This window comes from Vibrio tritonius, from assembly GCF_001547935.1.
Taxonomy (GTDB): Bacteria; Pseudomonadota; Gammaproteobacteria; order Enterobacterales; family Vibrionaceae; genus Vibrio; species Vibrio tritonius.
In genome coordinates this window covers 897,793-923,116 of the sequence record NZ_AP014636.1, presented here as the reverse complement: position 1 = coordinate 923,116, position 25,324 = coordinate 897,793, and the positions used below count along the sequence as shown (strand labels likewise).

The 25,324-nt window shown below is 42.3% G+C and carries 22 protein-coding genes; 8 read left to right on the top strand and 14 right to left on the bottom strand.

What is annotated here, in order from left to right; translation table 11 throughout:
* Position 1: 1 nt before the first annotated feature.
* Positions 2-319, bottom strand: a complete 318-nt coding sequence (locus JCM16456_RS19380; protein WP_156430604.1) for a hypothetical protein — start codon at positions 317-319, stop codon at positions 2-4.
* A gap of 188 nt (positions 320-507) precedes the next feature.
* On the opposite strand from JCM16456_RS19380, the gene JCM16456_RS19375 reads away from it, so the two are divergent.
* Positions 508-876, top strand: a complete 369-nt coding sequence (locus tag JCM16456_RS19375; RefSeq protein ID WP_068717600.1) for a DUF3693 domain-containing protein — start codon at positions 508-510, stop codon at positions 874-876.
* A 173-nt stretch (positions 877-1,049) separates the two neighbouring features.
* Here the strand turns inward: JCM16456_RS19375 and JCM16456_RS19370 are convergent, their stop codons facing one another.
* The 5 genes from JCM16456_RS19370 to JCM16456_RS19350 form a co-directional block, all read right to left on the bottom strand.
* Positions 1,050-1,475, bottom strand: coding sequence for a PaaI family thioesterase (locus JCM16456_RS19370; RefSeq protein WP_068717598.1), 426 nt, complete (start codon positions 1,473-1,475; stop codon positions 1,050-1,052).
* Positions 1,468-1,986: a NifB/NifX family molybdenum-iron cluster-binding protein gene (locus tag JCM16456_RS19365; protein WP_068717596.1), complete on the bottom strand. Its 519-nt coding sequence runs from the start codon at positions 1,984-1,986 to the stop codon at positions 1,468-1,470. Before JCM16456_RS19365 ends, JCM16456_RS19370 begins: the two co-directional genes overlap by 8 nt.
* Positions 1,987-2,135: 149 nt before the next feature.
* Positions 2,136-2,405 carry a DUF134 domain-containing protein gene (locus JCM16456_RS19360; RefSeq protein WP_068717594.1) on the bottom strand — a complete coding sequence of 90 codons (270 nt, stop codon included), beginning with the start codon at positions 2,403-2,405 and terminating at the stop codon, positions 2,136-2,138.
* 65 nt (positions 2,406-2,470) lie between these two features.
* The gene (gene yciH, locus JCM16456_RS19355) at positions 2,471-2,782 is read right to left on the bottom strand and encodes a stress response translation initiation inhibitor YciH (protein WP_068717592.1); all 312 of its coding nucleotides are present in this window, start codon (positions 2,780-2,782) and stop codon (positions 2,471-2,473) included.
* A gap of 9 nt (positions 2,783-2,791) precedes the next feature.
* Positions 2,792-3,178, bottom strand: coding sequence for a DUF3319 domain-containing protein (locus JCM16456_RS19350; RefSeq protein WP_068717590.1), 387 nt, complete (start codon positions 3,176-3,178; stop codon positions 2,792-2,794).
* Positions 3,179-3,281: 103 nt separating this feature from the next.
* Between JCM16456_RS19350 and JCM16456_RS19345 the strand changes: the two genes are divergently transcribed.
* Positions 3,282-4,241: a tyrosine-type recombinase/integrase gene (locus JCM16456_RS19345; protein WP_068717588.1), complete on the top strand. Its 960-nt coding sequence runs from the start codon at positions 3,282-3,284 to the stop codon at positions 4,239-4,241.
* On the opposite strand, the gene JCM16456_RS19340 is transcribed toward JCM16456_RS19345, so the two are convergent.
* Both JCM16456_RS19340 and JCM16456_RS19335 read right to left on the bottom strand, forming a co-directional pair.
* On the bottom strand, positions 4,225-5,229 hold the full coding sequence (locus tag JCM16456_RS19340) for a D-alanine--D-alanine ligase (protein WP_068717586.1): 1,005 nt from the start codon (positions 5,227-5,229) through the stop codon (positions 4,225-4,227). The two genes, JCM16456_RS19345 and JCM16456_RS19340, sit on opposite strands and share 17 nt — an antisense overlap.
* A gap of 159 nt (positions 5,230-5,388) precedes the next feature.
* Positions 5,389-5,937, bottom strand: a complete 549-nt coding sequence (locus JCM16456_RS19335) for an SPOR domain-containing protein (protein ID WP_068717584.1) — start codon at positions 5,935-5,937, stop codon at positions 5,389-5,391.
* A 230-nt stretch (positions 5,938-6,167) separates the two neighbouring features.
* On the opposite strand from JCM16456_RS19335, the gene JCM16456_RS19330 reads away from it, so the two are divergent.
* On the top strand, positions 6,168-8,855 hold the full coding sequence (locus JCM16456_RS19330; RefSeq protein ID WP_068717582.1) for a bifunctional acetate--CoA ligase family protein/GNAT family N-acetyltransferase: 2,688 nt from the start codon (positions 6,168-6,170) through the stop codon (positions 8,853-8,855).
* A gap of 71 nt (positions 8,856-8,926) precedes the next feature.
* Here the strand turns inward: JCM16456_RS19330 and JCM16456_RS19325 are convergent, their stop codons facing one another.
* Positions 8,927-9,814, bottom strand: coding sequence for a LysR family transcriptional regulator (locus tag JCM16456_RS19325; RefSeq protein WP_068717580.1), 888 nt, complete (start codon positions 9,812-9,814; stop codon positions 8,927-8,929).
* Positions 9,815-10,192: 378 nt separating this feature from the next.
* Between JCM16456_RS19325 and JCM16456_RS19320 the strand changes: the two genes are divergently transcribed.
* The gene (locus tag JCM16456_RS19320; protein ID WP_068717578.1) at positions 10,193-12,310 is read left to right on the top strand and encodes a TonB-dependent hemoglobin/transferrin/lactoferrin family receptor; all 2,118 of its coding nucleotides are present in this window, start codon (positions 10,193-10,195) and stop codon (positions 12,308-12,310) included.
* Between the two features lie 207 nt (positions 12,311-12,517).
* Here the strand turns inward: JCM16456_RS19320 and JCM16456_RS19315 are convergent, their stop codons facing one another.
* From JCM16456_RS19315 to JCM16456_RS19305, 3 genes are all read right to left on the bottom strand, one after another.
* Entirely contained in the window at positions 12,518-14,212 is a 1,695-nt protein-coding gene (locus JCM16456_RS19315; protein WP_068717576.1) for an SgrR family transcriptional regulator, read from the bottom strand.
* Positions 14,213-14,315: 103 nt separating this feature from the next.
* Complete coding sequence (locus JCM16456_RS19310) at positions 14,316-14,549, bottom strand: DUF3389 family protein (protein WP_068717574.1); 234 nt, start codon at positions 14,547-14,549, stop codon at positions 14,316-14,318.
* 6 nt (positions 14,550-14,555) lie between these two features.
* Entirely contained in the window at positions 14,556-14,987 is a 432-nt protein-coding gene (locus tag JCM16456_RS19305; protein WP_068717572.1) for a hotdog fold thioesterase, read from the bottom strand.
* A gap of 256 nt (positions 14,988-15,243) precedes the next feature.
* Between JCM16456_RS19305 and JCM16456_RS19300 the strand changes: the two genes are divergently transcribed.
* The 3 genes from JCM16456_RS19300 to JCM16456_RS19290 all read left to right on the top strand — a co-directional run bounded on the left by JCM16456_RS19300 (position 15,244) and on the right by JCM16456_RS19290 (position 20,684).
* Positions 15,244-15,810, top strand: coding sequence for a PhnA domain-containing protein (locus tag JCM16456_RS19300; protein ID WP_068717570.1), 567 nt, complete (start codon positions 15,244-15,246; stop codon positions 15,808-15,810).
* Between the two features lie 363 nt (positions 15,811-16,173).
* A complete protein-coding gene (locus tag JCM16456_RS19295) occupies positions 16,174-18,078 on the top strand; it encodes a methyl-accepting chemotaxis protein (RefSeq protein WP_068717568.1) in 1,905 nt (634 codons plus the stop codon).
* 626 nt (positions 18,079-18,704) lie between these two features.
* Positions 18,705-20,684 (top strand): M6 family metalloprotease domain-containing protein, encoded by a 1,980-nt coding sequence (locus JCM16456_RS19290; protein ID WP_068717566.1) that lies wholly within the window; start codon positions 18,705-18,707, stop codon positions 20,682-20,684.
* Positions 20,685-20,790: 106 nt separating this feature from the next.
* Here JCM16456_RS19290 and JCM16456_RS19285 read toward each other — a convergent pair whose 3' ends face one another.
* Positions 20,791-20,982, bottom strand: a complete 192-nt coding sequence (locus JCM16456_RS19285) for a hypothetical protein (RefSeq protein ID WP_068717563.1) — start codon at positions 20,980-20,982, stop codon at positions 20,791-20,793.
* A gap of 706 nt (positions 20,983-21,688) precedes the next feature.
* A complete protein-coding gene (locus tag JCM16456_RS19280) occupies positions 21,689-23,425 on the bottom strand; it encodes a bifunctional metallophosphatase/5'-nucleotidase (protein ID WP_068717561.1) in 1,737 nt (578 codons plus the stop codon).
* Between the two features lie 241 nt (positions 23,426-23,666).
* Here JCM16456_RS19280 and JCM16456_RS19275 point away from each other — a divergent pair, with 241 nt between their 5' ends.
* Positions 23,667-25,298 (top strand): ATP-dependent endonuclease, encoded by a 1,632-nt coding sequence (locus JCM16456_RS19275; RefSeq protein WP_068717559.1) that lies wholly within the window; start codon positions 23,667-23,669, stop codon positions 25,296-25,298.
* The last annotated feature ends 26 nt before the right edge of the window (positions 25,299-25,324 follow it).

The window sequence follows — 25,324 nt, the reverse complement described above, 5'->3', positions numbered from 1 at the left end:
ATCAGCAAGCCTCACTGGTTGCGGCTACGTCAGCGTATTGCAGGCAAATATCATAGAACTCGCAAAACTCGCGATACTCAGCATAACTTTGGAATGTCACAACAAAGCGAGCCACATTAAGCACGCCAGCAACGGTATAAGTTGAGCTGGAAGCGTCACAACGGTGAGCAATGGTAAGCGGGTTAAATGGGAGTTCCGTTCTAGCATTGGCAGTTTCTAAAGCGACTGCAGCAAAGCCGTCAGAGAAAAGTTTGAACTTGAAATCAGGAAGACTTTCGAAAGCCAGAATCTTTGTATCACCAAGAACGCTGATAGACATAACAACCACCTTGAACAGTTGACCGATAAAGGGAGCCGCCCCAAGCGAGAGCTTCAAGGGCAAACGCCCAGAGCGACAGTATGCAAATTTGGGTACAGTAAAAACCCATTTTTGCATACTGTAAATACCCAAAAATGCATGCTAATGAGCTATGATCAAGCCAAGTTATCTTTTAAGGACTGTCGAAAATGTATATTAATGAGCTGCTAGATGCGTATAAAGACGCTAAAAGATATGTCCAAGACAAACAAATTGCGCATGACTTGGGCATTAGCACCCAAAAGTTATCGAATATTAGACAAGGAACTCGCTATCTAACTGAAAATGAAGCGCTTTTCCTTGCTAATGAAATTGGCGCTGATAAAGAAACTGTATTGATTTACTTAGCCGCTGACAAAGCAAAGAGTTTCGAGGCTCAACAGGCTTGGAAGAACATTGCAAAAAAGTTTAGCGGGCACGGAATTCAAGGATTTTCAATGGCTTGCGGTGCATTAATCATCGGAACCGTTGCCCATATAGAACCACTATCTCAGTGCGTATTATATGTGTTATGTTAAATTAGTTTAAATTCTTGATAAGTTGTCGTTTATCGATGCTCTCCCTCACGATGTTGTCACTATTAAACATAATCGTATTTACCATAAAATACCTAATAATCATATTTATCATCTTCGATTAAAAATACGATTATTAGGTTCTTATGTCCGACACCGTCTGTGATATTAATTGTTTACGCCGATTTGGTGTTCGGAGCCTGAATGAACTTTGCTTCTGCGGACACTCTTATCTGTTGGTTTACGGATAATTTGGCTTTAAGTCGGTATATCTTGTGGCGCTGTTCAACCAATTTCGCTTCAACATCAACTTGTTCACCGACAGCTACGGTTTGGTGATATCTCAAGTTGAGCTCAGCTGTCATCGCTCGAGTTATTCCGTGAATTTGTAACCAGTTTACCATTGCGGCATCGACTAACATGGCCGCCACGCCACCATGTAAAATCCCCTGATATCCTTGATGTTCTGTCTGGACTTTGTAAAGACACTGAACTGTATTGGTCTCAGAGCTTTGAAATTTCAAGCCAAGTGATATTGGATTGGCTTGTGTATCACCACATGCAATACACGATTTGTGTGATGCATTAAATCCATTATCCATGATGACGCCCACAGCAATGCTTTTCGGTATTACAGGATGCTACGGTACTCTTCTGTTGGTAGATTGCTGAGATCTTCCTCAAACGTGCAAACATTGGACGCTTAGTATCACTTATTGGATGTGACGTGGTTTGCTGATGACAGCACGCCTTGGATTGTTTCTCTTTTTGGTCTGCTTTGAGTTGTTTAGTATCGGTAAGAGCCACGCTATTCTTATAGCCTGACCAAAATTCTGTAATCGTCCGTATCGTTCTGGCAATGCGAAATGTATTGAAATGAGCGTTGGTAAGTTTTTCCCAGTAATGCCTGCCGATATCTTTTACGTAGATGCTTTCCACATTCTCGGTTTGTAGCCAAGCAAGGGTTTGCTCTTTGCTTGCACAGCTTTGGTCTGTATTGGTTTTTATACTGATTTGTTGCTGGGTTTTGCTGTCCAACACTAGATAATGTGTTGCTTTGGCGAAATGATTAGAAATTCGTTCTTCGTCTTTCATTGGTATTGCAATTTTCATTGGTCGCTCCTTGTTATTAGCATACGCTATTTATAATTGATATTTATGGCATATGCAAATAATAACCACAAGGCAAAAAAAGAGCAGGTCATTACCTACTCTCCTATCCCATTCTAACCATTACTTGGAACGAGCAATAAGTGACAATGTCACATTTTTAAAGCTTTGCTATTAACAAGACAATCTACCATCTTCTTACGGGCTGATTTCACCAAGTTTGCCAGAGTTTGTCTTGAAACACCCATAACGGCGGCTGCTTCCTGTTGTTGTAATCCTTCAAGATCAACTAATCGCAATGCTTCAAATTCATCAAGTGCTAATTCAACCTGATCAAGTTCAGACATAGGAATACCATTAGGTTTAAAACACGAATTAGGTGGTGAGCCACAAATATTACGTGGCAACTTAGGTCTAGCCATAACGTCTCAATCAGTAAAAATGGAAAAGGAAGCTCAAGAGAGCTTCCTTTTGAAAAGATGCGTATTTAAGCCCCAGCCAGTTTCACTTTGTGGCCTTTTTTCTCTAAATGCGCTTTGATTTTATCACGAACATCGCCTTGAATTTCGATGCTACCATCTTTAATTGAACCACCACAGCCACAAACTTTTTTAAGCTCAGAAGCGAGAAGCTTTAATGGCGCATCATCCAAATCCAAACCTTTAACGATACTCACGCCTTTGCCCTTACGGCCTTTGGTTTCACGGTGGATACGAACAATACCGTCGCTTTTAGGTCTCTCTATTTTTTCTACTTCAGGCTTAATACGGCCAGTTTCTGTTGAATATACTAGGGTCATGCTATCTAACTACTTTTTTTGCTGTGCTTGTTTCGCTTCAGCTCGTTGCTTTGCGACTAAATAAGCTTCAATGTGTTTTTGAATTGCGAGTTTGGAGCCTTTGATTAGGCGACCATTAAAAAAACAATACCAAGCATTCGGTGCCCCTGTATCGTTCTTTAATGTATAACCGTTAAAATTTTCATGTAATGCTCCCGTCGATTCCTCACGTTTTGCATTCAGAGATTCAAACTCACGTGGATCAATAAGCGAAGCGGTCTCACACCACCAATCGATACTTTTTTTAATCGCTGCGAGATTTCCGGTTAACACGTGATTTTTGATTTTCACCTGCCACACTTCAGTCGAATTAGGCGCAGACTGTAGATGAAATCCTCTGTAAACTGAGACAGCCATAAGCGTTCTTTCTCTTTTTATACCATTACATTAAATAATAATTGTATATCTTGTCTTGGCAAGTATATTTGTATGTAAATTGCGATAGTTATAGTGCATTGATATGAAAAAAATGACTTCGACGCTGATAAATTCGCCAAATCACCCCGAATTCGTCTCAATTTTTCAAAAAGAGATTACAGTTCATCAGTTTAAACAAGCGACCCAAAATCAATACGCGCACAGTTCTTGCCTTGCAATGGTAAAGGACTGGAATCTGTTCATACAATTTTGTCTTACTCGTAAAGTGAACCCATTACCGGCATCAACCACTGCTGTAAGATTGTTTCTTGAACATGAAGCTCGACAACGTAAATTCGCCACCATTCGTCGTTACTCGATCACAGTGAGTGTTATTCATCAGCTATGTGCTCTTACCGACCCGACCAATCATAATCATGTGCGTAAGGTGTTGATGCAACTTCGTTTAGATAAACATGGCGACAACAAACAAGCCGATACGTTTACCGCAGCACACCTGGAGCAAATGGATAAGGCGTTGGGGAAAAGTAAGCAGCCTAAAGAGATTCGCGATCTCGCTATCTATCATGTGATGTTCGAATGTGCATTAAAACGAGGCGAGCTAAAGAAATTATCGTTAGATCACGTTCACTGGCATAACAAAGCCGCCATCATCACCTTAAACGAAACAAACTACGCCTTGTCAGATATGGGAAGCAAAGCGTTAACTCGTTGGTTAAGTCTATTGAACGCCATTGATGGAACTGTGTTTCGTGCCATCAACCGGCATGGCGCAATCAGTGATAAACCGTTAGATGACTCATCCATTTATCGGATACTTCGCGCGGCAGGAGGACGTATAGGGCTAGCACAACTGAAGTTTTCCGGCCAATCGACTCGGATAGGTGCCGTAAAGGAGCTGGCTAAACAGGGATTAAAACCGAAAGAAATTCAGAGTTTTGGACGATGGCTTAGCCCTGCTATGCCTTATCAATACTTAGGAGATAAGAACACAGCAGAGCGCGAAAAAATTCGCTTTTTAACGATTAAGCCTTGGGAATAAGTGAGCTTTTAATACAATCCGCGAGGAATTCGCTAAAGCTATGTCCATTATGTTCCAACATTTTTGGGAACATGGAAATCGGGGTCATTCCAGGGAAGGTATTGATTTCGTTTAGATAAACATCGCCTTCTGGCGTTAAGAAGAAGTCAATACGTGATAAATGACGAAGATTCATATGTACAAATGCTTTTTCTGCTGCTTCGCGGATAACGGCTAATTGCTGATCAGTTAGGTTTTCAGCTTCAACAACAGTATGAGAATGACTCGTTGCACTGTATTTTTCTTCATAAGTATAGAAAGCATCTTCCGGCGCAATTACTTCACCCGGTTTAGTAATATAGAGCTTCCCATTAAACTGATACGCTGCAACTTCTAGTTCGCGTGGTTTAACCGCTTTTTCTACCAATACTTGTTCAGAGAAAGTGAACGCATTCGCTACTGTTTCAGCCACTTGCTCTTCAGCCGTCACTTTATAGCACCCAACCGATGAGCCTTGTCGTGCGGCTTTAACGAACAAACTACCCCACTGCTGTAGTGCAGCTTTGGTCTTCTCAATCGCTTCTGCATTGTTTTCAGAGAGGAAAACGTACGGCGTATTTGGGATACCTAATGCATCGTACCAAAGCTTGGATGTGATTTTATTAAAACTGTTTGAGCTTGCCTCAGGACCGCAGCCTAAATATGGAATGCCTGCAAGGTTGAGCATGGATTGAATATCACCGGTTTCCCCTGGATAACCATGAATGCAAGGTACTACAAAATCAATATGGTAGGTTTCGCCATCGCTATTGAGTGTTGCTGTATTGGTATCAAGATAAACCAATGAACCGGATTCTAAAAACCACCCCTCTGTTTTCATTTCAACGGGAATGACGTTGAACTCAGGAGTCAAAGCGAGTTGCTTTTGAATAAAATTCGCTGAAATAAGAGAAACTTCGTGTTCAGACGACCCGCCACCACACAAAAGTAAAATAGTTGTCTTTGTCATTAATGTATTCCGTGACTGACCTTAATCAGGTTTGTTGACTATGATAGTCAATTCGCCGACAACTTACAGTGCTATCCAATCTTTCTTACCAAATAATGGCTTGACCGGTTATTTAACAAACGAAAAGAGGCGAAAATCGCCTCTTTTCGAACTACTGCATCAGTTAAGTTTGTTCATTGTCGGGAATTCAGAGTTTTTAATCGCGTCAATGCTCTTAACGAAAGGTTTTAATTTTTTCAGCTCTGCTGGTAACGTTGCAATCGCTTTAGAGGCTTCAGTGCGGCTTGCAAAATCACCAAACAATACGGTGTACCATTTTGTGCCATTCACGACTTTGTAGTTTTCCCAAATAGGTTGGCCATTTTTAGGTAACACGTTAGAGAAGTGATCCACTTTGGTTTGCGAACCCACCGCAACCACCTGAATGGTATAACCAAAACGCGTATGAGCAGCATTTTGTTTAGCGGTAGGTGGCACAATTTTTACCGTTTTAGTTGCCGCTGGTTGTTGAGATGTTGTCGGCATGCGTGGAGAGACGTTCTGTTCTGAAATGCCCTGCATAGAACCATCTTGAGTCACAATAGGTTGCGAAACTTGAGCGACCTTATAATCTTCTTGGTGGCTTTCAGAAGTGACATCCGTAACGTAATTTTCTGAGGCACATGCAGCTAATAATGCTGACAAGCCTACAATAGCAATCTTTTTCATGGAATCTTTAACGCTCTTTGTAGATAGTCATTAAATCATGCCGATAGCGGCGCTGAGAATCAAGTTCATGTTTCTAATATATAACTATATCCTTGAAATTTTGACACAAACTATGCCAAATAGGTCGCAGTTGTGATCGCTCTGGCATTAATAAGACCCTCGAAGGGCCAAAGAATTCATTATACTCATAAAACTTACACTAAAAGTTTGTCTTAGCGAGGCCTGGTTGCATGAATCTACTTTCCCAGTTGCTCAACCCCAAATCGGTCGCCGTTATTGGCGCATCGAGTCAACCATTACGAGCTGGGAATGTGGTGATGAAGAATCTGCTATTGGGCGGATTTAATGGCACAATTATGCCTGTCACCCCTAAGCACCCATCGGTATGTGGAGTGTTGGCTTATCCCAATATTGAATCGCTGCCTTTAAAACCGGATATCGCTATTCTTTGCACTCACGCTTCTCGCAATATCGAGCTTATAAGGCAATTAGCCAACCAAGGCGTCCAATATGCCATCATAGTGTCGGCGGATATGTACGAAATGGCCGATTCAGTCCATACCATTTTGGATATCTGCCTTGATATCGCTAAACAATCCCAGATGCGTATTCTCGGCCCCAATAGTCTGGGTATTATTTTGCCTTGGCTCAATTTCAATGCGTCGTTTTCACCTGCTACCGCGTTACGTGGTAACATCGCATTCCTTTCTCAATCTGCCGCGGTTTGCACCACTATTCTTGATTGGGCCAATGAGAAAAAAATTGGATTTTCTGCTTTTATTTCATTAGGTAACGCCAGTGACATTGGTTTTGCCGACCTTTTGGATTACCTCAGTACCGATCGCCATACCGATGCTATTTTGCTATATGTCGATAGCATTCATGATGCAAGACGCTTTATGTCTGCGGCGCGCGCTGCCTCTCGCAATCGTCGAATTCTGGTGGTAAAAAGTGGTCGAACCCAACAAGGAAACAATGCCGCAATACAACATACCGGCGGTGCTCAATCGCTTGATATTATTTATGATTCGGCAATTCGGCGTACTGGTATGCTACGAGTAAACAATATGCATGAATTGTTTGCTGCCGTTGAGACATTAACGCATTCCATCCCATTAAGGGGGGAAAGACTTGCGATTGTTACCAATGGCGGTGGCCCTGCTGTGATGGCAGTAGACACCTTGTTTGAACGCGGTGGTAAGTTGGCCAATATCGAACCTGAACTGATGGATGAATTAGACAAAGCGCTACCAGCAAGTTGGTCGCGTTCAAATCCCATTGATATTGTTGGCGATGCCGACTCTCAACGTTACATTGTCACATTAAAAACACTGTTTGATAGTAAGAATATTGATGCCATTTTGGTGATGATGAGTCCTTCTGCGGTAGCCAGTGCCGATGAAACCGCGCAAGCATTGATGGATTTAATTAAGCAAGATCCTAGAGCAAAGCGGTTTAATATCTTGACCAACTGGTCTGGTGAAATGACAGTCAACCAAGCTCGGATCAAACTAAGTCAGGCAGGCATCCCAACTTACCGAACCCCAGAAAGTGCTGTCGGTGCATTCATGCATTTGGTGGAATACCGACGTAATCAAAAGCAATTAATGGAAACACCAAGTACTTCTGAGGCTGTTGATTTGGTGAGTATGACCGCCGCAAAGCAATGGATAGCAGAGTCGTTAGCCAACAGCGATGATGCCGTTCATTTTGATACTCATGAGCTAACGACGTTTTTTCACTATTTTCAATTTCGCTTGTTACCAACTTACATCGCTGCTGATGCCGCCGAGTCGGTTGTGATCGCCGAAAAAATTGGTTATCCCGTGGCGGTAAAGTTACACTCTCCTGACATCATGCACAAATCTGATGTGCAAGGCGTTATGCTTAACTTACGTAATCACAACGAAGTCGCCAATGCCGCTCAAGCCATTTTGGATCGCACTGAGCTTCACTACCCTGCGGCGAACATCCAAGGTTTACAAGTTCAAGCCATGGCAAAAATCACCGGTGCCGAGGAACTACGCGTAAAAGTGAAGCTCGATGATACATTTGGGCCGGTCATTTTACTCGGGCAAGGTGGGTCTGAATGGGATGAAAGTTTAGATGCTGTGGCTGCAATTCCACCATTAAATATGACGTTAGCCCGCTATGTGATTAATAGAGCGTTTCAATCGGGAAAATTACGCCCACAAAAACAAGCGAATAGCATCGATACCCAAGCGTTATCTGAATTTCTCGTTCGTTTGTCACAAATGATCATTGAATGTCCTCAAATTGAAGAACTGGATATCCATCCACTATTGGTTCATCAACAAGACATGACACTTTTGGATGTCGACCTCACTCTGCGAGCTTTCCATGGAGATGCGCAAAATCGACTTGCTATTCGCCCTTACCCAAGTGAGCTAATAGAACGTTGGCAGGATAAACGAGGGGTTGATATTCTCGTACGCCCTATTCTTCCCGAGGATGAACCTCAGCATGCCGCATTTATCCAACGGGTCACCAAGGAGGACCTGTATAAGCGGTTTTTCTCCGAAGTGGGCGAATTCAACCATGAGGCACTTGCCAACATGACTCAAATTGATTATGACCGAGAGATGGCGTTTGTTGCTTTGCAAGGTTCACATATTATTGGTGTTTCTAGGGCTTTGATTAATCCAGAAAACACGGACGCGGAGTTTGCTATTTTGGTACGTTCGGATTTAAAAGGCATTGGCTTGGGCAAAAAGCTGATGGGAAAAATCATTGATTATTGCCGCGAAAAACAAACGTTACGCATGTCGGGAATCACCATGCCGACTAACCAAGGCATGCTCGCTCTTGCGCGTGGTTTTGGCTTTAAAGTGGAAATCTATTTTGACGATGGAGTGGCAGAAATGCATCTGCCACTTATAGAGCGACACGAACTATAGAGTTATACCCAAATGACCTCAAGATACATGCTCGCTGAAACCGCATCTTGAGGTTACTTGGGTATATACGCTTAACGTAGCTGCCAATGTTTTTTCAAGTATTGAATACACCAAGACTTGGCTTCCCCAATTTTATTGCGTCGCCACGCCATAATAATGTCTAACTCACGAGGCTCTGAGCCATCGATAATTTTAAGTTTGCCAGCATCAATTAAGGGCTGTGCCACGACGCTTGGAAGCGTCCCGATACCTAAACCATCAACAAGTGCCTGACATTTAACATTTAAATTGGTTACGGTTAAACGGGGTTGCTTCTCTAGAATATTCACACTCATTGCTGGTTGGTCTCGTGCAGTATCGGCAATGGCGATAACCCGATATTTCTGACGAGCCTGTTCGTCGAATTCGCCAGCTCGTTTATGTACATAATGATCGGTTGCGGCAACCCATACTGTGGTCAACGTACCCAGTTTTTCAGCTTTAACATCTTGCGGTAATGTATCGATACGTGGGCATACCAACAAATCGGCTCTATCATTGGCTAATGATTCCCAACAACCGGCCAAAATTTCTTCCTGCAAGCGAACTCGTGTTTTACTCACGTTGCCTAATGCATCGACCAATGGGAAAAAGCTGCTAATTGGAATCAGACCATCAACAGCCAATGTGATATCAAGTTCCCAACCGTTTGCTAAGACAGTCGCATCATGAACCAACTTCTCTGTTGCCGACAAGATAGCACGGCCTCGCTCTAAAATCAGTTTGCCAGCATCGGTGAAGTTTGCCTTATGACCTGAACGGTCAAAGATCATAATGTCCAAATCTTGTTCTAATTTTTGAATTTGATAACTCAATGAGCTTGGTGCACGATTGAGTTCATTTGCAGCTGCAGCAAAACTCCCTCGCCGATCGATGGCATCGAGAATATGTAATGCTTCTAACGTTATTGGACTTTGCACTGTATGCTTCCCTTATTGTGTTCTCACCACAGAATACACTGGTGACTTGCGTATCTGTCAACGGCTCTCTGCACAATTGACAATATTCTTCGTTAGAAAAGATGGACTTACACATTTTTCTACGAGTTGAACAAGTTCGCACTCCGTGATTTATGTCACATTTATTAACTTACAAATATTTACAGACTAACCAGTTGTGCCGTTTAAATCAATCACTAACTTGATGATAAATATAGACTAAACAATATGAATTTAAAAGAATATCGATAAACCTCAAATTTAATATGTAAATGCAAATGATAGTAATTATTATTTAGATTCACTACACTCTGTGCCGTTCTCGTAAAGACATAAAATAATGATAAGAAGGTAAAGTAGATGTTTAATAAATCTATCATTTCTACGGCAATTTTACTTGCTCTGTCGCATAACGCCTATGCGGAAGACACTCAAGAGCAGAACCAATTTGAAAAAGTTGTCGTTACGGCAACACGGAGTAACCAAACGCTTGGTAATACCGCTGCTTCAGTCACAATCGTTAGTGCTGACGAAATCGAACGTAATCTCAACAAAGACCTGAAAGACATTTTTGATGATGTTCCTGGCGTTTCCGTTAATAGCGCTGATCGTCAAGGAATTCAAAACATCAATATCCGAGGTATTGAAGGCAATCGCGTTAAAATCTTGGTCGATGGTATGACTCAAGGTCAATCGTATGATGGCGGAACAACTGGGTTTATCAACTCAAGTGCTATCTACATCGACCCAGACATGATTAAAAATGTGCAAATTGTGAAAGGCGCGGCATCCAGTCTTTATGGTAGTGATGCGGTTGGTGGCGTGGTTGCTTTTGAAACCAAAGACCCTGTTGATTTTATTAAAGAAGGCAACAACACTGGCGGCCAAGTAAAGCTCTCCTACTCTTCTAAAGATAAATCTTTTGCGGAGAACGTCATTGTTGCACATCGTTCTGGCGATCTTGACTCGTTAGTTTCGGTGACTCGTCGTGATGGCAAAGAAGTGCAAAACTTCCGTCACTCTGATGATGAAGCAAGCTACTCGGCCGATTCACAAGACACAGCCAAAAATGACATCATGCTCAAACTGCAATATCAGTTAAATGATGATCATCGCATTGAATTCATTGGTGAAGATATTCATAATCAAACGGATTCTGACATCTACAATGCAAACTACACCGGCTATACCGGTGACGACACGACGGACAAAGTGCGCCTTGGCCTTAAACACATTTGGTACAGCCATTTAGGCATGGCCGATTCCATCGTTTCGCAAGTGAACTGGCAAGATAAAAAAGAAAGTAACCTCACCCACCGTACTTATAGTTCCTCTTCAAGTTATGAGAAGAAAGATTATGTATACGAATCGAAAAAATGGGAAGGTGAAACTCAGCTAAACAAAAAAGTGACGCTATTGGGTAACGAACATCAATTTACCTATGGTGCCAACTATAGCTATGCCGATATCACCAATTCCTTTGTGACAGATACCACGACCAGCAGCGGCACCACAACATCGGCTGAAACCGTGTATACCCCTGATGTAAAAGAACAGAAGTTTGGGGTGTTCGTACAAGACCAGATAAGTTTCCTCAATGGCGACCTATTGGTGACACCGGGGCTACGTTACGATTGGTTTAATACCGATCCTAGTGATGTTGATGGTGAAAGTTATGATAGTTATAGTGACTCAGCACTGACCGCACGCCTCGGATCTGTTTACCACTTAAACCAACAAAACTCGCTATTTGCACAAGTGAGTCAAGGCTTCCGTGCACCGTCATTTGATGAACTGTATTATATTTACAGCCATCCTGAATACGGTTACGAAAGCATTCCTAATGCTGACCTAAAAGCTGAAAAAAGTATTTCGTATGAGCTTGGATACCGTAACAGTAACCGCTTTAGTGCATCGGAAATTTCAGTATTCTACAGCGATTACGACGACTTTATAGACCAAACCAACCAAGCTGGTGATAACGGTTTAACTCAGTACTACTACACCAACATCGACAAAGCAAAAATCAAAGGGATTGAACTGGCTAACACCTTGCGTTGGGATGAATTGGTCGGGGCTCCTGAAGGTTTAAACACAAAAACCGTTGCAGCTTATACGGAAGGTGAAGATGGTGATGGTGAACCGTTAGACAGCGTAAACCCATGGAATGCCATCGTATCGCTTAACTACGACTCCCCTAACCAAACATGGGGTAGCAGTGTGAAAGTGAACTACACCGCAGCCAAACACTCGGGCGATATTAGCTCAAGCAGCCAAACAGAAATGCGAAGCGCAACTGTGGTTAATATTACTGCATATTATAAGCCAATCAAAGACTTAACTCTTTCTGCTGGGGTGTTTAACTTGACGGATAAAGAGTACTACTCTTGGAATAATGTGCGTGGTCGTAACCAGCTATACTCATCGGATACAGAAGCAAAACGCAACTTTGCTGTTTCAGCTAAATATCAGTTCTGATTCTACAATCTAATAAAAGCCCGCTATAACAGCGGGCTTTTTCATTACTGCGATTTCATCTCTTTGCATACCATAAGAATACCAACGATGATGAAAGCGAAAACCAAACCAAGCTCCATATACACCTCGTGATAATCTGTTCGTATCTCAAGCATAGTCGGCATGGTAGACATTTATGTGAGCGGCTCCACTCAATACCAAAAAACCTCAGATATGATCGGGTTTTATCCATACTTGACTAAAATCGAACCAACCTAGTGCATTGCATTTGGCATTTTGTAGCGCGCCACATTGGTCTTTAGAAACCCCTAACCAGCAGTGGAACAAGGGAACCAGCTGTCTTTTTTCGATCAATGATTTGCCAATTTCCCGGCCAGGGAAAGGTTGATCTGACTCTTCACGCCATTCATCAATCAGCTCGTGCCAATAACTGAAATCGTCGTGTTGACTCATGATCTCGATATCAGAATCGTTCAGTAACCAGCCCGCTAATGCATCGTCTCGGTGATTGGCGATGCCCATCGCCTTAATCCAAATGTTGATCGAGTCAGGCTCGACCACACTTTGTTCGTAACGAACAAATTCAACTTTTAGACCGTCGTCATGAAGCAGTTTTTCTATCGCATTGGCCAATAATGGAAACATAGGATGGCGAGCATGGTAAGCGATGCGAATAGTCTGGCCACGCAGTGGCACTGCAATAGAATTGGTAAGTGGTCGATGGTACCAACCAGGTTTTAATCCATGGGCTGGCAACAGCCCCATTTCCACAATTGATTCCTCAGGCAACATGCGCATTAAATTCAGCGTTGAGAGCTTATTACACAGATAATCGGCCCATTCATCTTGTGCGGCAACGCCTTGTTTGCGGTTAAGAAGCAGATAAGTACAACCAGGATCGAGCTCTACATCTTCGGTAAATGAGGTTTTACGTCCAGATTTTATGGGATTAGTTAATGAAGGAAAGACCAACGAAGAATGCACTTCGTCAATGACCCACACCTCAACGCGGTCTAATAGTGGCCGAAAACCAAAGTAGCCATCATAGGCTTGAAGCACGAGCCGCTTATCGTCATTAAGTACCACTCGGTATGGCCCGGTCCCCACAGGAAGCAAATCAAAGTCGTCGTTACGTGAACTCTCAGGTAAGGTAATTTTGGCGCTGGTCTCTGCGAGCCAAAGCGGTAGATGTTGATCGGCCTTTTGCAAATAAATATCGACTACCCAATCCCCTGGCGAAGAGACAGATTCTAAGTGAGAAAACAGTTTTAGCGTTCGTAAACGCCACAGGCTATCTACCACGATATCTGTTGTGAGCAATTCACCATTATGAAAACGAACACCAGGGCGTAAGTAAAAACGCCAATGGTGCGAGCTCAGCGCCTCCCAACTGTGGGCTAAGTCTGGCCGAATGTCTTCATTTTCATCAAATCGAGTCAGCCCACTAAAGACTTGTCGAGCAATATGTTGCTCTGAACGTCGCATGGACTTGGCGGGGTTAAGCATGGAAAGTGGACGATAATAAGGTAGCCGCACCACGGGCATACCTTCTGAATGTTGAACCCCCAAATAGCTTTGAATCACCTGGGTGAGTTTAGCGGCGTCATTTTCCAACACCCCTAATGCTTGACCGATTTTCCCTTCATCGAGGTAACGTCGTGCCAAGTTTTCACTTACGTCTGAACGGCTACGCTTAAAATTAAGCCGTGATAACTTGCCCCGTCCAGCCGCGGGATGCCATTCAATCCACCCCTCTTCTTCCATTTTATTTAATACAATACGGGCATTGCGCCGAGTACAGCAGAGAATGTCAGTCACATCTTCCAGTTGTGTCTCGGTATCTTGGCCAGCGTAGTATTCAAACAGAGTTTCAAACTGGACACGAAGGCGTGGACTGCTCATATAGGGGAAATTCTCTTATATCAGTATAATAAAATTCAGTTTCCTCATTTTAGACTGAGAAAGCAAGCACGCCTTTGTTGTGGATCACATCATTTGTGATAACTTAAGCTATTTCGCAGCCAAGCTCTTGAGAAATCGTCTGAATTTGTTCTTCACTGTCTAGTTTTAATGACCATTTCACTCCCCCAACGTTGGCCATCATCACGTTTGCACCAGCACCAAATAGGGAAACCGCGCTTTGCTCCGCTTGTAAAACACACTGCGGTAAGGAAGAAAGTTTCACCACGATCTCGTGAGGAGTCACGATAATTTTTCCTTGGCTAAATTCAATTAACATCTTGCTCTACTCTGGCTTACGAACTTTACGAACCGCGATGGTTAGACGGCTAGTACATACCAAGCGATCGCGCTCGTCGGTTATGTTAATTTGCCACACTTGAGTCGAAACTCCACGGTGAATTGGCGTAGCTGTACCAATCACCATACCATCACGCATAGAGCGAACATGGTTTGCATTGATGTCTAACCCCACACAAAATTCATCATCACCAACACAGAAATTGGCCGCCACAGAGCCTAACGTTTCGGCAAGTACCACCGATGCACCACCATGCAACATACCTAAAGGCTGATGAGTAAAAGAACAAACCGGCATGGTGGCAGTAATGCTCTCATCTGCAATCTCGGTGTACACAATATTGAGATGGTCGATTAGCGTATTTTTTGATGTGGCGTTTAGAATCTCAAGACTTATTGGCTTTTTCCAAATATTCATGGTCAAGCTCCTGATAATGAATAGTTAAATACTAGTTTAGCGGTGTAAAAGTCAGAAAAAAAGGTTTGTTTTTGTTTTGGGTGTGCACCACACTTATGACTGAACAAAGCCCGTACTGATTCATTTTGATGACGTAATAGCAATGATTTAAGTCACACAAGATCATGATTTTTGCCAATTTCGGTGAATATCCCTTTTCTTCTTGTGTATAAAATGGATAATACCCCGCTCACGAAATTTACAATGGTGGAAACAAATGTCTACTGAAGCAACTTTACTTGCACGCTGCAACTCAAAATGTGAGCTATGCTCCGCTGACGCACCTCTAGCGCCTTTTGTTGTTGCTCCTCACACGCAAATTACTGTCGATCACGCTGTGATGCTATGCGATACCTGTAAAGGTCAAATCGAAAATCCAGAAACAGTAGATGTAAACCACTGGCGTTGTCTTAATGACAGCATGTGGAGCCAAGAGGCTCCGGTCCAAGTTATGGCTTGGCGTCAATTAAAAGGTTTAGCCGCTGAACAAGGTTGGGCGCAAGATCTTCTCGATATGATGTACATGGAAGAAGACGTTGCTAACTGGGCTGCAATTGGTATGGACGACGATGCTGAGAAACCTCGTGATGTAAACGGCGTTGAACTGAAAAAAGGTGATGACGTCACTATCATCAAAGACCTACCAGTAAAAGGCTCAAGCCAAGTAATCAAGCAAGGTACAGTGATTCGTGGTATTAGCTTATCAGACGATCCAAAACTGATCTCTGGTAAAGCAAACGGACAATCCATGTATGTGATTGCGGAATATTGCCGTAAAAAGTAATTCAACGTTAACTACTTTTTATACAGGCACGTATGTGCCTGTATTTTTATCTAAGCAACCCCAAACACAGTTCGTCCGCATAACCTAATTTGCCCTCTCCCCAAAAAACCAGCTGTCTAGCATAATCAATCACAATAAATTTTGTTATTGCTCACATATTTAGTGCAAATTATTTGTCCCTAATTGAAATCCTTGTCCTAAACTCATTTTTGTAACCTTGTTATGCAAAGGTATGTTGCTCTACTGCCTGACTATTAAGGTTATATACCAAAACCATACTAACTCGTTGGAACCAGTACTACTTATGGCTGGTGGCACATTGAGCAACATGAGCAGCTCAATGATAACAATCATGAGGAAACTATGAGCAAGCTTGGCTTTAAACGGACATTAATTCTATCTTCCGCTTTGATCACCGGACTTTCTGTAGGAACGTCAAACTATTTTAACTATCGCAGCGCTAGTGAGATTTTAACAACAACGATTTATCAAAATACCACTAACTATGTTCATCAAATCGCGGGGAAATTAACGTCATTCATTACTCAAAAATCCAGAGCAATCGACAATTTGGCTCAAGATTATCAAAAGAATAATTACACCAGTAATCATGCACAAAATATGAGGATCGCTGCCTCAGCTTCCGATATTTTTAACATCACTATTGGTTTTGATAATGGTGATGCTTACTGTTCTTACCCATTACCGGGATGGACAGACTTCAAAAACCCGCCAACTTACAACGCATCACAACGGCCTTGGTTCAAAGATGCGATGTCAGCATCGGGGCTGATATATACCGATCCTTACGCCGATGCCACGACGCAAGAGCTCATGGTGAGTATCGGTAAACGTGCAGGGACACGCTCTGTTGTATTAGCTGATATTCCGCTAACCGTATTGAAAGATGTAGTGAATTCCGTTGAAATGAAAGGAGCGGTAACGCTCATCATGCAAGATGATTCTTCAATTCTCGCCAGCACATCAACAGCAGTAAAAGTCGGACAAAAGTTAATGGACTTTGGTTCACTATCGCATTTAGTTGATAAAATTAAGCGTGGTGACCGCAGTATCGACTACAAACTTGGCGATGTCGATAAAGTCATGTTTTCTGAAAAAATCCAGTACGGTGATAAAAATTGGTATTTGTTGGTTGGGCTCGATAAGAGCGTGGTGTTTGCGTCTTTGGACAGCATGGCCAAACAGACCATCATTTTAACCATTATTTGTGTTGTTATCGCAGTACTGTTGACCATGCTGCTATTGAACATTCTATATCGACCAATTCTTGCCCTTAAAGAGACAATCCATACTCTCTCTAGCGGTGAGGGTGATTTAACACGCCGCCTAGATGTTACTTCAAATGATGACCTTGGCATTATCGCTGAGGACGTCAATACGTTTATTAGTCACTTACAAAAAATGATGTTGCAGATTGAAGATTTCTCTGGTCAATTAGTCAATAACATTTCCTCTTTAGAGCGCACATCAACCCAAAATTCAACCATTCTCAATCAGCATGTACGCGAAACGGAACAAATTTCTACCGCTATTGAGGAGATGAGTGCAACGGCTAATATGATGGCGCAAAATGCACAGGAATCGGTCGAATACACGAAAGAAGTATCGCAGATGGGGAGTTCATCACTGCGTACGCTAAACAACGCCAAATCTTATGTTGATCGACTCGTCTCTGATGTTGAAAACACGGCAAGCAGTATGAGCAACATGAGTGATGAAACCAAAGGCATTAACCAAATATTAAGTGTTATAGGAGACATTGCAGCTCAAACAAACCTACTTGCACTAAACGCCGCCATTGAAGCAGCTCGCGCTGGTGAGCAAGGACGCGGTTTTGCGGTTGTAGCTGATGAAGTTCGAGCACTCGCCAGTCGAACCCAAGAAAGCACGGAAGAAATTGAACGAGCACTCACCAAACTACTCGATGGTAGCCAAGAAGTGTTGAGCTTAATGGAAGGGACAAAGTCCACTTGCCACGAAACGTTCAACGGCACGACAGAGGTTGAAACATCGCTTAACAGCCTTACCTCGCAAGTCGGCAATATTACGGACCTCAGTATTAAGATCGCAACCTCTGCAGAAGAACAAGACCGCGTGACTGCTGAGATCAGTAAAAACATGTCGGAAATAACTGACATCGTTAAGCAGCTAAACCAAAACGATGTTGATTCTTCCGCTCAAGTGAACGATATTTCTGGTATCAACGAGCGCTTAGCCACTATTGTAGGCAAATTCAAACTTCGGTAGTGCTTTGCTATTTAATCCAGCATCAGGTAAAAAACAGGCCATTAAACACCGTTTAATGGCCTGTTGTCATATAGTTTTCATAGTTGACACAGTATGTCCATAGAAGATCCATTTGTTTGTCATGTGGCAGAATTAATATTAGCCAAGAAAAGAGAACCACTCTCTTTCACATGTGTCTTTTCTCAATTGTTATTTTTCTATTTATTGCGCCTCAGTGGCGCAATTTCTTTTTTTGACCGAAAGGTTTAATTAAATCGAATAAATCCTATTCACAACTCGATCCAGTTTAGATACTTAAAGCCAGGCATTAGAATAATTACTCAGTAATAAACAGCCATGTATTACACATTTTGTTACAAATAATTCATGTATTATTTGCTATTGATATTGTTGTAATTTATGTATCACTTTTGATTCACACAATGTCTCATAAATAAACAATTTATAGTTTGGACAATAGATCTCTTTGTAAATTTAATTAAACTTCACACCTGTTTTTGCAAACGAAATATTGATTGAAAATATTTTTAGTTATTTTTATTAACGATAAAAATTAGCAGTTCGTTTTATTACGCCTGTTTACAAAACAGTGTTTGTTAATTTTTATTATTCAAAGGTAGTCCTTTATGAATAAACATATAAGCAGTGGTGTTCTTTGTTTATCTTTGCTTTCAGGTGCAGTACATGCAGCAATGCCTTACAACGGGCAAAGCTACGAATATAAGCAACCTAATGGCGAAGTTATTACGTTAAACTTAGAAGGTAACGACTATTACGCAGAACAACGCACTAGAACTGGGCGTTTGGTTATTTACGATGCCAATTTAAAAGGCATGGCCTATGCTAAAGTGTCTGCAGCTGGTGACGAATTAGTTTCAACGGGTGAACTTGTTACGGAAAAAGTGGCGGACTCTAACCCACTGTTTGCATCAAAAATGGTGAAAAAGTTCCATCGTGAACCAGGCTTAAATCGTGCAATGAAACTCAAGCTGGCAGAAGAAGCCAAAAGAAAACTGCTTGATATTCACGATAAAAACGATTTTCTATTCTCTTCTAAATCCCTAGCCAGTGATTCAAGCAAGCATGTTTTAGGTAATGTTCGTGGTTTAACTGTAATGATTCAATTCCCTGATGAAAAAGGGACAATGACCACAGAGCAAATCAACAATTTCCTAAATGCATCTGAATACACTGAATTTGGTAATAAACAGTCTATTCGTGGTTATTACTACTCCGTATCTGGCGGCAAACTCGACTATTCCAATACAGTAGTGGGTTATTACACCGCAAAACACAATAAATCATACTATACCGATCCTAGCATTGAGTTTTCTCAACGTGCTCGTGAACTAATCCGTGAAGCATTGGATTGGTTGGAAAACGAACAAGGGTTCGATTTCTCTACCCTAAGCACCAACAGTAATAAGCAGATTCGTGGCCTTAACTTTATGTATGCTGGTGAATCCGATGGCGCTTGGTCACAAGGTTTATGGCCTCACATGGGTGGATTGTATCCACGTTTCTGTGCCGATGGTGTTTGTACCAACAATTACCAAATTTCAGATATGAGCGATAGCCTAGCTATTGGTACATTTGCTCATGAATCTGGCCACTTGTTATTTGATTGGCCTGACCTATACGATTACGATGGCAGTTCACAAGGTTCGGTAGCAAGCTATGGTATCATGGGCTTTGGTGCTGTGGGTTATCGTTCAATGTACCAACCTACTCCACCGGTATCGCCACTGCGCGATTTGGTTGGTTGGGATACTGTAACGGAAATCAACCCAGCGGTTGATGCTAATGCCCCAACGGGTCAACTTGCCGCACATAACGTATCGAACACATCGTTTAAATGGAGTAATCCAAATAACGATAACGAAGCGTTCTATATTGAAGCCATCAACCAAACTGGCCAAAACAGCGAGCAACCGGGTTCAGGTCTAGCGATTTTCCACGTAGATAAAAATGGCGATCGTGATAACGAATGGCACCCATACATTCAAATGGAACACGCTGATGGTAATCGCGACCCAGAAAATGGTACGAACCAAGGCGATGCAACTGATGTTTACCATCAATATGGTGAATTTACCGCAACACTACCTAATGCGTTAACAGAGAAAGGCACTAACTCTCTATGGTGGGATGGCAGTGAATCAGGCTTAAACATTAGTGATGTTTCTCAACCGGGGGAAACCATTACTTTCCTATCTACGCCGAATGTTGAACCAAACCATGACAACAATAATGGTGATGACAACTCGAATAACGATAACGACAATTCGGGCGATACAGGTTCAGATACGAGCAACACATTTACAGGCCACCTTGAAGCTTACACTTCGGTAGTTGAGCCTAATGGCAGCTATTTTGAATTTGCAGGCGGCGGTATTTTACGCGTATCGCTTGAAGCAACAGCAAATACCGATTTTGGTATCGCTTTGTACAAACTGGTGGATAATCAATGGCAAGTCGTGGCTGTTTCACAAAATGAAGGAACATCTAGCGAACTGATTAACTATAACGGTGATGCTGGTTACTACTATGTAGCGATTCTTTCTTACTCTGGCTCAGGTGATTACACACTTAAACTTGGCCAATAACAGGTCGCCATCCCTTCAGATGTTTTCATCTGAAGGGATTTCCAAATGACCTATAAAAAAACCGCTGGCTTTTCCACCAGCGGTTTTTTATGGGTCTTATTTTCACTTAACGTGATATACCAATATCGCGTTGCAGATGTTCAGACAATTGGGCACTATCATAGCGCTGTGCATGACCATGATCGACAAACAAAATATCCATCAGGTGCGAAATCAATCCTTTGAAGTTAACCGCATAGGTCTTTTTTTCCATTGTAGTATGCGCTAAAACAGTGTTGATTTGCATGACTTGTGACATACGCGCCTCTCTGTTCTTTTTACGGTTAATCAATTTACGTGCTAAATGTAGGCGATCTCCGCCAAAGATAAAAATGACATATTTTAAAATTTCGCATTAGTTTTTCTTATGTATTTAGCGCGTAAATTTCCATAGGAATAATTATGCAGTAACTTCAACTACTGATGTCGTTCACAGCCCTTTTATTGCATAACAACGACTTACTAGCGAGTGTAAAAAAACTGCGTAAAACTACCTTAGTAAAACTGCCATTAGCTTGTCACAATCACTGAAAAATCATTCATTAGTGAAAGAGCGGCTGTAGATCACGTTAAATACAACACTACGATTTTTAGAGCGGTAAATTTGGTCAGAATTCACTTAACATTAGGGAGAGTCGATGAGAGATCTACAGAAGTGAACGAAGGAGATTAAAATTGCAGATATTCGTATTAAACTTAGTAATGCGAAATTCTACATACAGAAAAAGGAGCATAGGCTCCTTTTTTCTCTACTGATGATCAAACCCCGAGTACAGCATTCTCTAGGGAGGATAAACTAGCGTTATGTGCTAGTAAAAGGAACAACATAAGCAATGGCAACCCAAACACTTACCCATGCCACCACCATGATGGTATCAAGCCAGTCTTTACTCCACATAGTGTTCTCCTCATTGACCTTAACCTAATCTGTTATCGGCAAATGGTGTGCCACTCTGTAGTTTTTTTTACTCTTTTTCATTAAAAAAATTATAACTTTCTGTTTTATCGATAACTTTTGGTTTATCGGTTAACAGCTCAACAAAGGTATCAGCCATCGTTAAATTACTCATTTTGGCTGGCTCTTCCAGTTCAGAAAACGCATCATACCCTTCTTTCCCTTTTATGGTATAAGCAGAGGATACGCCATAGTAATTCCTCAATATATCAACAGGTTGCCATTGACCATTTTCAAAAATACGTAGTTGGCGGATACGGTGTCCTTTCGGTAAATGAGCATGATATTCGAACTTTAAATTGTGTGTATATGGGTAACTTCCCGAGCCTGTACCAACCATGCCATTATTGGTGGCATTGTTGATTGCACCTTCAAGCAAACTGGCAATGGTTTGCCCTTTTATTTGATAAACACCCACAGGAATGGCAAACGGCAATAATTGTCCGACAATATCAGCAGTTGTTAAAGGCCCTGCTTGAATTGACGTGCGAACACCGCCAGCATTATGAATCGCAAACTGAACCGGATAACCTCGTTTACGCATCGACTCATAAAACCCACGAGCGACAAGTGGTGCGACTTGGCTTGGGCCATGCTCATCTGGAATACGGACATGACGCAGTGGTTTAGGAATTTGCACCACCTCTTGTTGCTGCATTTCACGCACTTGCGGCATGTACTTTTGACTCAATACCGCGTGAACATCCGGATCTTTTTTACAAACTGAGACTAACGGATGTTGGTTAACATAATCACACGCCTTTAGGTAGCGCTCATCAAGTCCTGCTTGGTTCATACTCGCATCTAGAAACAGACGACGTCCAAGTAGTAACTCATTTTGCCCTTGAAAACGAACCACCCGACCCGTTTGATTAAATTCGATATCACAATGACCTAAAGCCAATGCATAATATCCTGCTTGGACCACATAGGTGCCGTTAACCTCTTGCCCATACGCATCTTGAACACCCAACCCAAGATCGCTGAAATCGCCTTGTAGTACATGGCTATGGCCACCGACGACCACACCAATACCATCAACTTGAGCGGCCAATTCTAAATCTTGATCATAACCTAGATGACTGATCAGAATAATTTTGTTAATACCGCTAGCCTGAATGGCTTTAACTGTTTGTTGAACAACCTCTAGGGCATTAAGAAATGGCGTATCGGAATCAGGGTTGGCGATGTCTTCCATTTTATCAATCGACACGCCAAATAGAGCAACACTATCTTGCCCTTTACCTTTGACAATCCAGCGAGCGCATTGAGCTGCAGTATTATAGGCTTTTACTTGTGGGTTATCTTTTAATGTATGTGCTTTATCTACACCTTCATTAGCAAGGTCCCAGTTTCCGGCGAGCAGAGGGAATTGGATACGTTTTGCAAAACGAGCAACAGGCTCATTACCCATATCTAATTCGTGATTACCTAATGCCATGGCATCGATATTCAAGGCGTTAAGCATATCGACATTCACTTTGCCCTTGAACAAAGAGAAGTACAACGTGCCCTGAAAGCAATCACCAGCATGTACAAAAACAAATTGCTTTTGCATGCGCTCTGCATCGCTACGCAACTGAGCAACGCGTGTGGCTATCCGTGCAAAACCACCAGCACTCACGAACGGTGACAGGCTTTCACCATCAATGTTCAGATGTAACTGTAAAGATGTTGGCTCGAAATAGGAGTGGGTATCATTAATGTGGGCCAGAGTGATTGACGTTGTTTTATCGGTATTCTTCATATTCCCTCTTACTGCTGCTCAAGTCCATCGACCGCCATCTCATCCAAAACGATGGCGTGATGAAACGTTGAAGCTCACACTTTACCATACATGAGGTTGATCACACTTAAGATTTTCATTGCTTTTTGTACCTAGCCATGGCTAATGTGATTTTGTGAGATAAGATTCTGCTTTTATTCGATTTTTCTTCTATGCTGAATACATAAAAATACGTTCCAGTAGAGAAAGTGAGGAGCTTCCTATGCATTTAGAGAGAATAGAAATCTCCGGTTTTAGAGGAATTCGACGCCTTTCTCTCAGTTTCGATGAATTAACAACCTTAATCGGTGAAAACACTTGGGGGAAATCATCACTGTTGGATGCCTTATCTGTAATGCTCCCACCCGACGGTAAGTTGTATCGATTTGAGCGTAAAGATTTTCATATCGACTACTCCTTAGCACAACCGCTTAGTCAAGATTTGCAGATTATTCTCTCCTTCGTAAGTACCGACAAAAAAGAACCTCACGCAGGACGTCATCGCCGAATCAAACCTCTATGGCGCAAAGATAGCCAAGGTCAATTTAAAATCATTTATCGTGTATTCGGCTCATTAAAGGATAACGCAGTTGTCACTCAATATGATTTTCTCGATTTAGAAGGCAGACCTATCAAGCTGCACCATAGTGAAAAGTTAGCTCAAGAGTTGATGAGTTTACATCCTGTCATTCGGCTACGAGATTCCCGGCGCTTCCCTCGAACAGAAGAAAATGGCAGTCACAAAAACGCGCGCATGGAAAAGCGGATTGATAATACCTGTCGGCGTTTGATGGCGATACCTGGCCATGTGAACAAAGGTGAAATGCGATCAAGTTTGAATGCAATGAATACCTTAATTGAGCATTATTTTTCTTATAAAAGCCAACCCCGTAAACGCACAAATCACCAAGAAAACAATCTCCTTTACAACGTCCCACATCATGGAAAAACCTTGAGTGAAATGGTGAGTGAAACTAAGAATCGCCAAACCCGTTTGCTATTTTTACGCCTGTTAAACACCTACCTTCAAGCCAAAGGTCCGAATGAATTACGCCGCTGCGCGCGACCAATATTGATCATCGAAGATCCCGAAGGCCGTTTACATCCTACTCATCTTGCTCGAGCATGGGGATTAATGTCCATGTTACCGATGCAGAAGATTTTGACCACCAACAGCTCAGATATGCTCTCATCAGTGCCTCTTTCGTCTATTCGTCGTTTGATTCGTCGCCAAGAGAAAACGGTCGCGTTAAGCATGCCAACCAAACAGCTATCTAAGGATGAAATGCGCCGTATTGGCTTTCATTTACGCTTTCACCGTTCAGGTGCTCTGTTTTCTCGCTGCTGGTTACTTGTAGAAGGTGAAACCGAAGTGTGGCTATTTAGCGAAATGGCTCGTCAGTGCGGTTATAACCTTGCGGCCGAGGGGGTCAATATCATTGAATTTGCCCAGTCGGGGTTGCGGTCGATGATCAAGGTAGCGAAAGCATTTGGCATTGATTGGCATGTAGTCACTGATGGTGATGCTGCAGGCAAGAAGTACGCGACAACCGTACGAAGTATGTTAGACCACGATACCGAATCCCACCGCTTAACAGAACTGCCAGAACAAGACATCGAGCATTTTCTTTACATCAATGGCTTTGAGTCTTTTTTCCGTCAATTAGTAAAGATTCCCAATGACCATCCCATCCCACCCAAAAAAGTAGTCACTAAAGTATTAAAGAAAATAGCCAAGCCCGATTTGGCCCTCGCCATTGTCAATTATGCCGAAGCATGTGGTGAACAGCAGATCCCCAAATTGATACGCAATACATTGTCGCGAGTGGTCCATATGGCAAATGCCAATACCTAGCCGCCCGCTCAAAAAACATTATTGAT

Bases quoted from the DNA above. Each gene is read 5' to 3' on its own strand.
- JCM16456_RS19280 (WP_068717561.1), bottom strand. From the start codon at position 23,425: ATGAAGAATACCGATAAAACAACGTCAATCACTCTGGCCCACATTAAT.
- JCM16456_RS19350 (WP_068717590.1), bottom strand. From the start codon at position 3,178: ATGGCTGTCTCAGTTTACAGAGGATTTCATCTACAGTCTGCGCCTAAT.
- JCM16456_RS19305 (WP_068717572.1), bottom strand. From the start codon at position 14,987: ATGAATATTTGGAAAAAGCCAATAAGTCTTGAGATTCTAAACGCCACA.
- JCM16456_RS19290 (WP_068717566.1), top strand. From the start codon at position 18,705: ATGAATAAACATATAAGCAGTGGTGTTCTTTGTTTATCTTTGCTTTCA.
- JCM16456_RS19365 (WP_068717596.1), bottom strand. From the start codon at position 1,986: ATGAAAATTGCAATACCAATGAAAGACGAAGAACGAATTTCTAATCAT.
- JCM16456_RS19335 (WP_068717584.1), bottom strand. From the start codon at position 5,937: ATGAAAAAGATTGCTATTGTAGGCTTGTCAGCATTATTAGCTGCATGT.
- JCM16456_RS19330 (WP_068717582.1), top strand. From the start codon at position 6,168: ATGAATCTACTTTCCCAGTTGCTCAACCCCAAATCGGTCGCCGTTATT.
- JCM16456_RS19345 (WP_068717588.1), top strand. From the start codon at position 3,282: ATGAAAAAAATGACTTCGACGCTGATAAATTCGCCAAATCACCCCGAA.
- JCM16456_RS19285 (WP_068717563.1), bottom strand. From the start codon at position 20,982: ATGTCACAAGTCATGCAAATCAACACTGTTTTAGCGCATACTACAATG.
- JCM16456_RS19340 (WP_068717586.1), bottom strand. From the start codon at position 5,229: ATGACAAAGACAACTATTTTACTTTTGTGTGGTGGCGGGTCGTCTGAA.
- JCM16456_RS19380 (WP_156430604.1), bottom strand. From the start codon at position 319: ATGTCTATCAGCGTTCTTGGTGATACAAAGATTCTGGCTTTCGAAAGT.
- JCM16456_RS19300 (WP_068717570.1), top strand. From the start codon at position 15,244: ATGTCTACTGAAGCAACTTTACTTGCACGCTGCAACTCAAAATGTGAG.
- JCM16456_RS19295 (WP_068717568.1), top strand. From the start codon at position 16,174: ATGAGCAAGCTTGGCTTTAAACGGACATTAATTCTATCTTCCGCTTTG.
- JCM16456_RS19320 (WP_068717578.1), top strand. From the start codon at position 10,193: ATGTTTAATAAATCTATCATTTCTACGGCAATTTTACTTGCTCTGTCG.
- JCM16456_RS19315 (WP_068717576.1), bottom strand. From the start codon at position 14,212: ATGAGCAGTCCACGCCTTCGTGTCCAGTTTGAAACTCTGTTTGAATAC.
- JCM16456_RS19370 (WP_068717598.1), bottom strand. From the start codon at position 1,475: ATGGATAATGGATTTAATGCATCACACAAATCGTGTATTGCATGTGGT.
- JCM16456_RS19375 (WP_068717600.1), top strand. From the start codon at position 508: ATGTATATTAATGAGCTGCTAGATGCGTATAAAGACGCTAAAAGATAT.
- JCM16456_RS19275 (WP_068717559.1), top strand. From the start codon at position 23,667: ATGCATTTAGAGAGAATAGAAATCTCCGGTTTTAGAGGAATTCGACGC.
- JCM16456_RS19360 (WP_068717594.1), bottom strand. From the start codon at position 2,405: ATGGCTAGACCTAAGTTGCCACGTAATATTTGTGGCTCACCACCTAAT.
- yciH (WP_068717592.1), bottom strand. From the start codon at position 2,782: ATGACCCTAGTATATTCAACAGAAACTGGCCGTATTAAGCCTGAAGTA.
- JCM16456_RS19310 (WP_068717574.1), bottom strand. From the start codon at position 14,549: ATGTTAATTGAATTTAGCCAAGGAAAAATTATCGTGACTCCTCACGAG.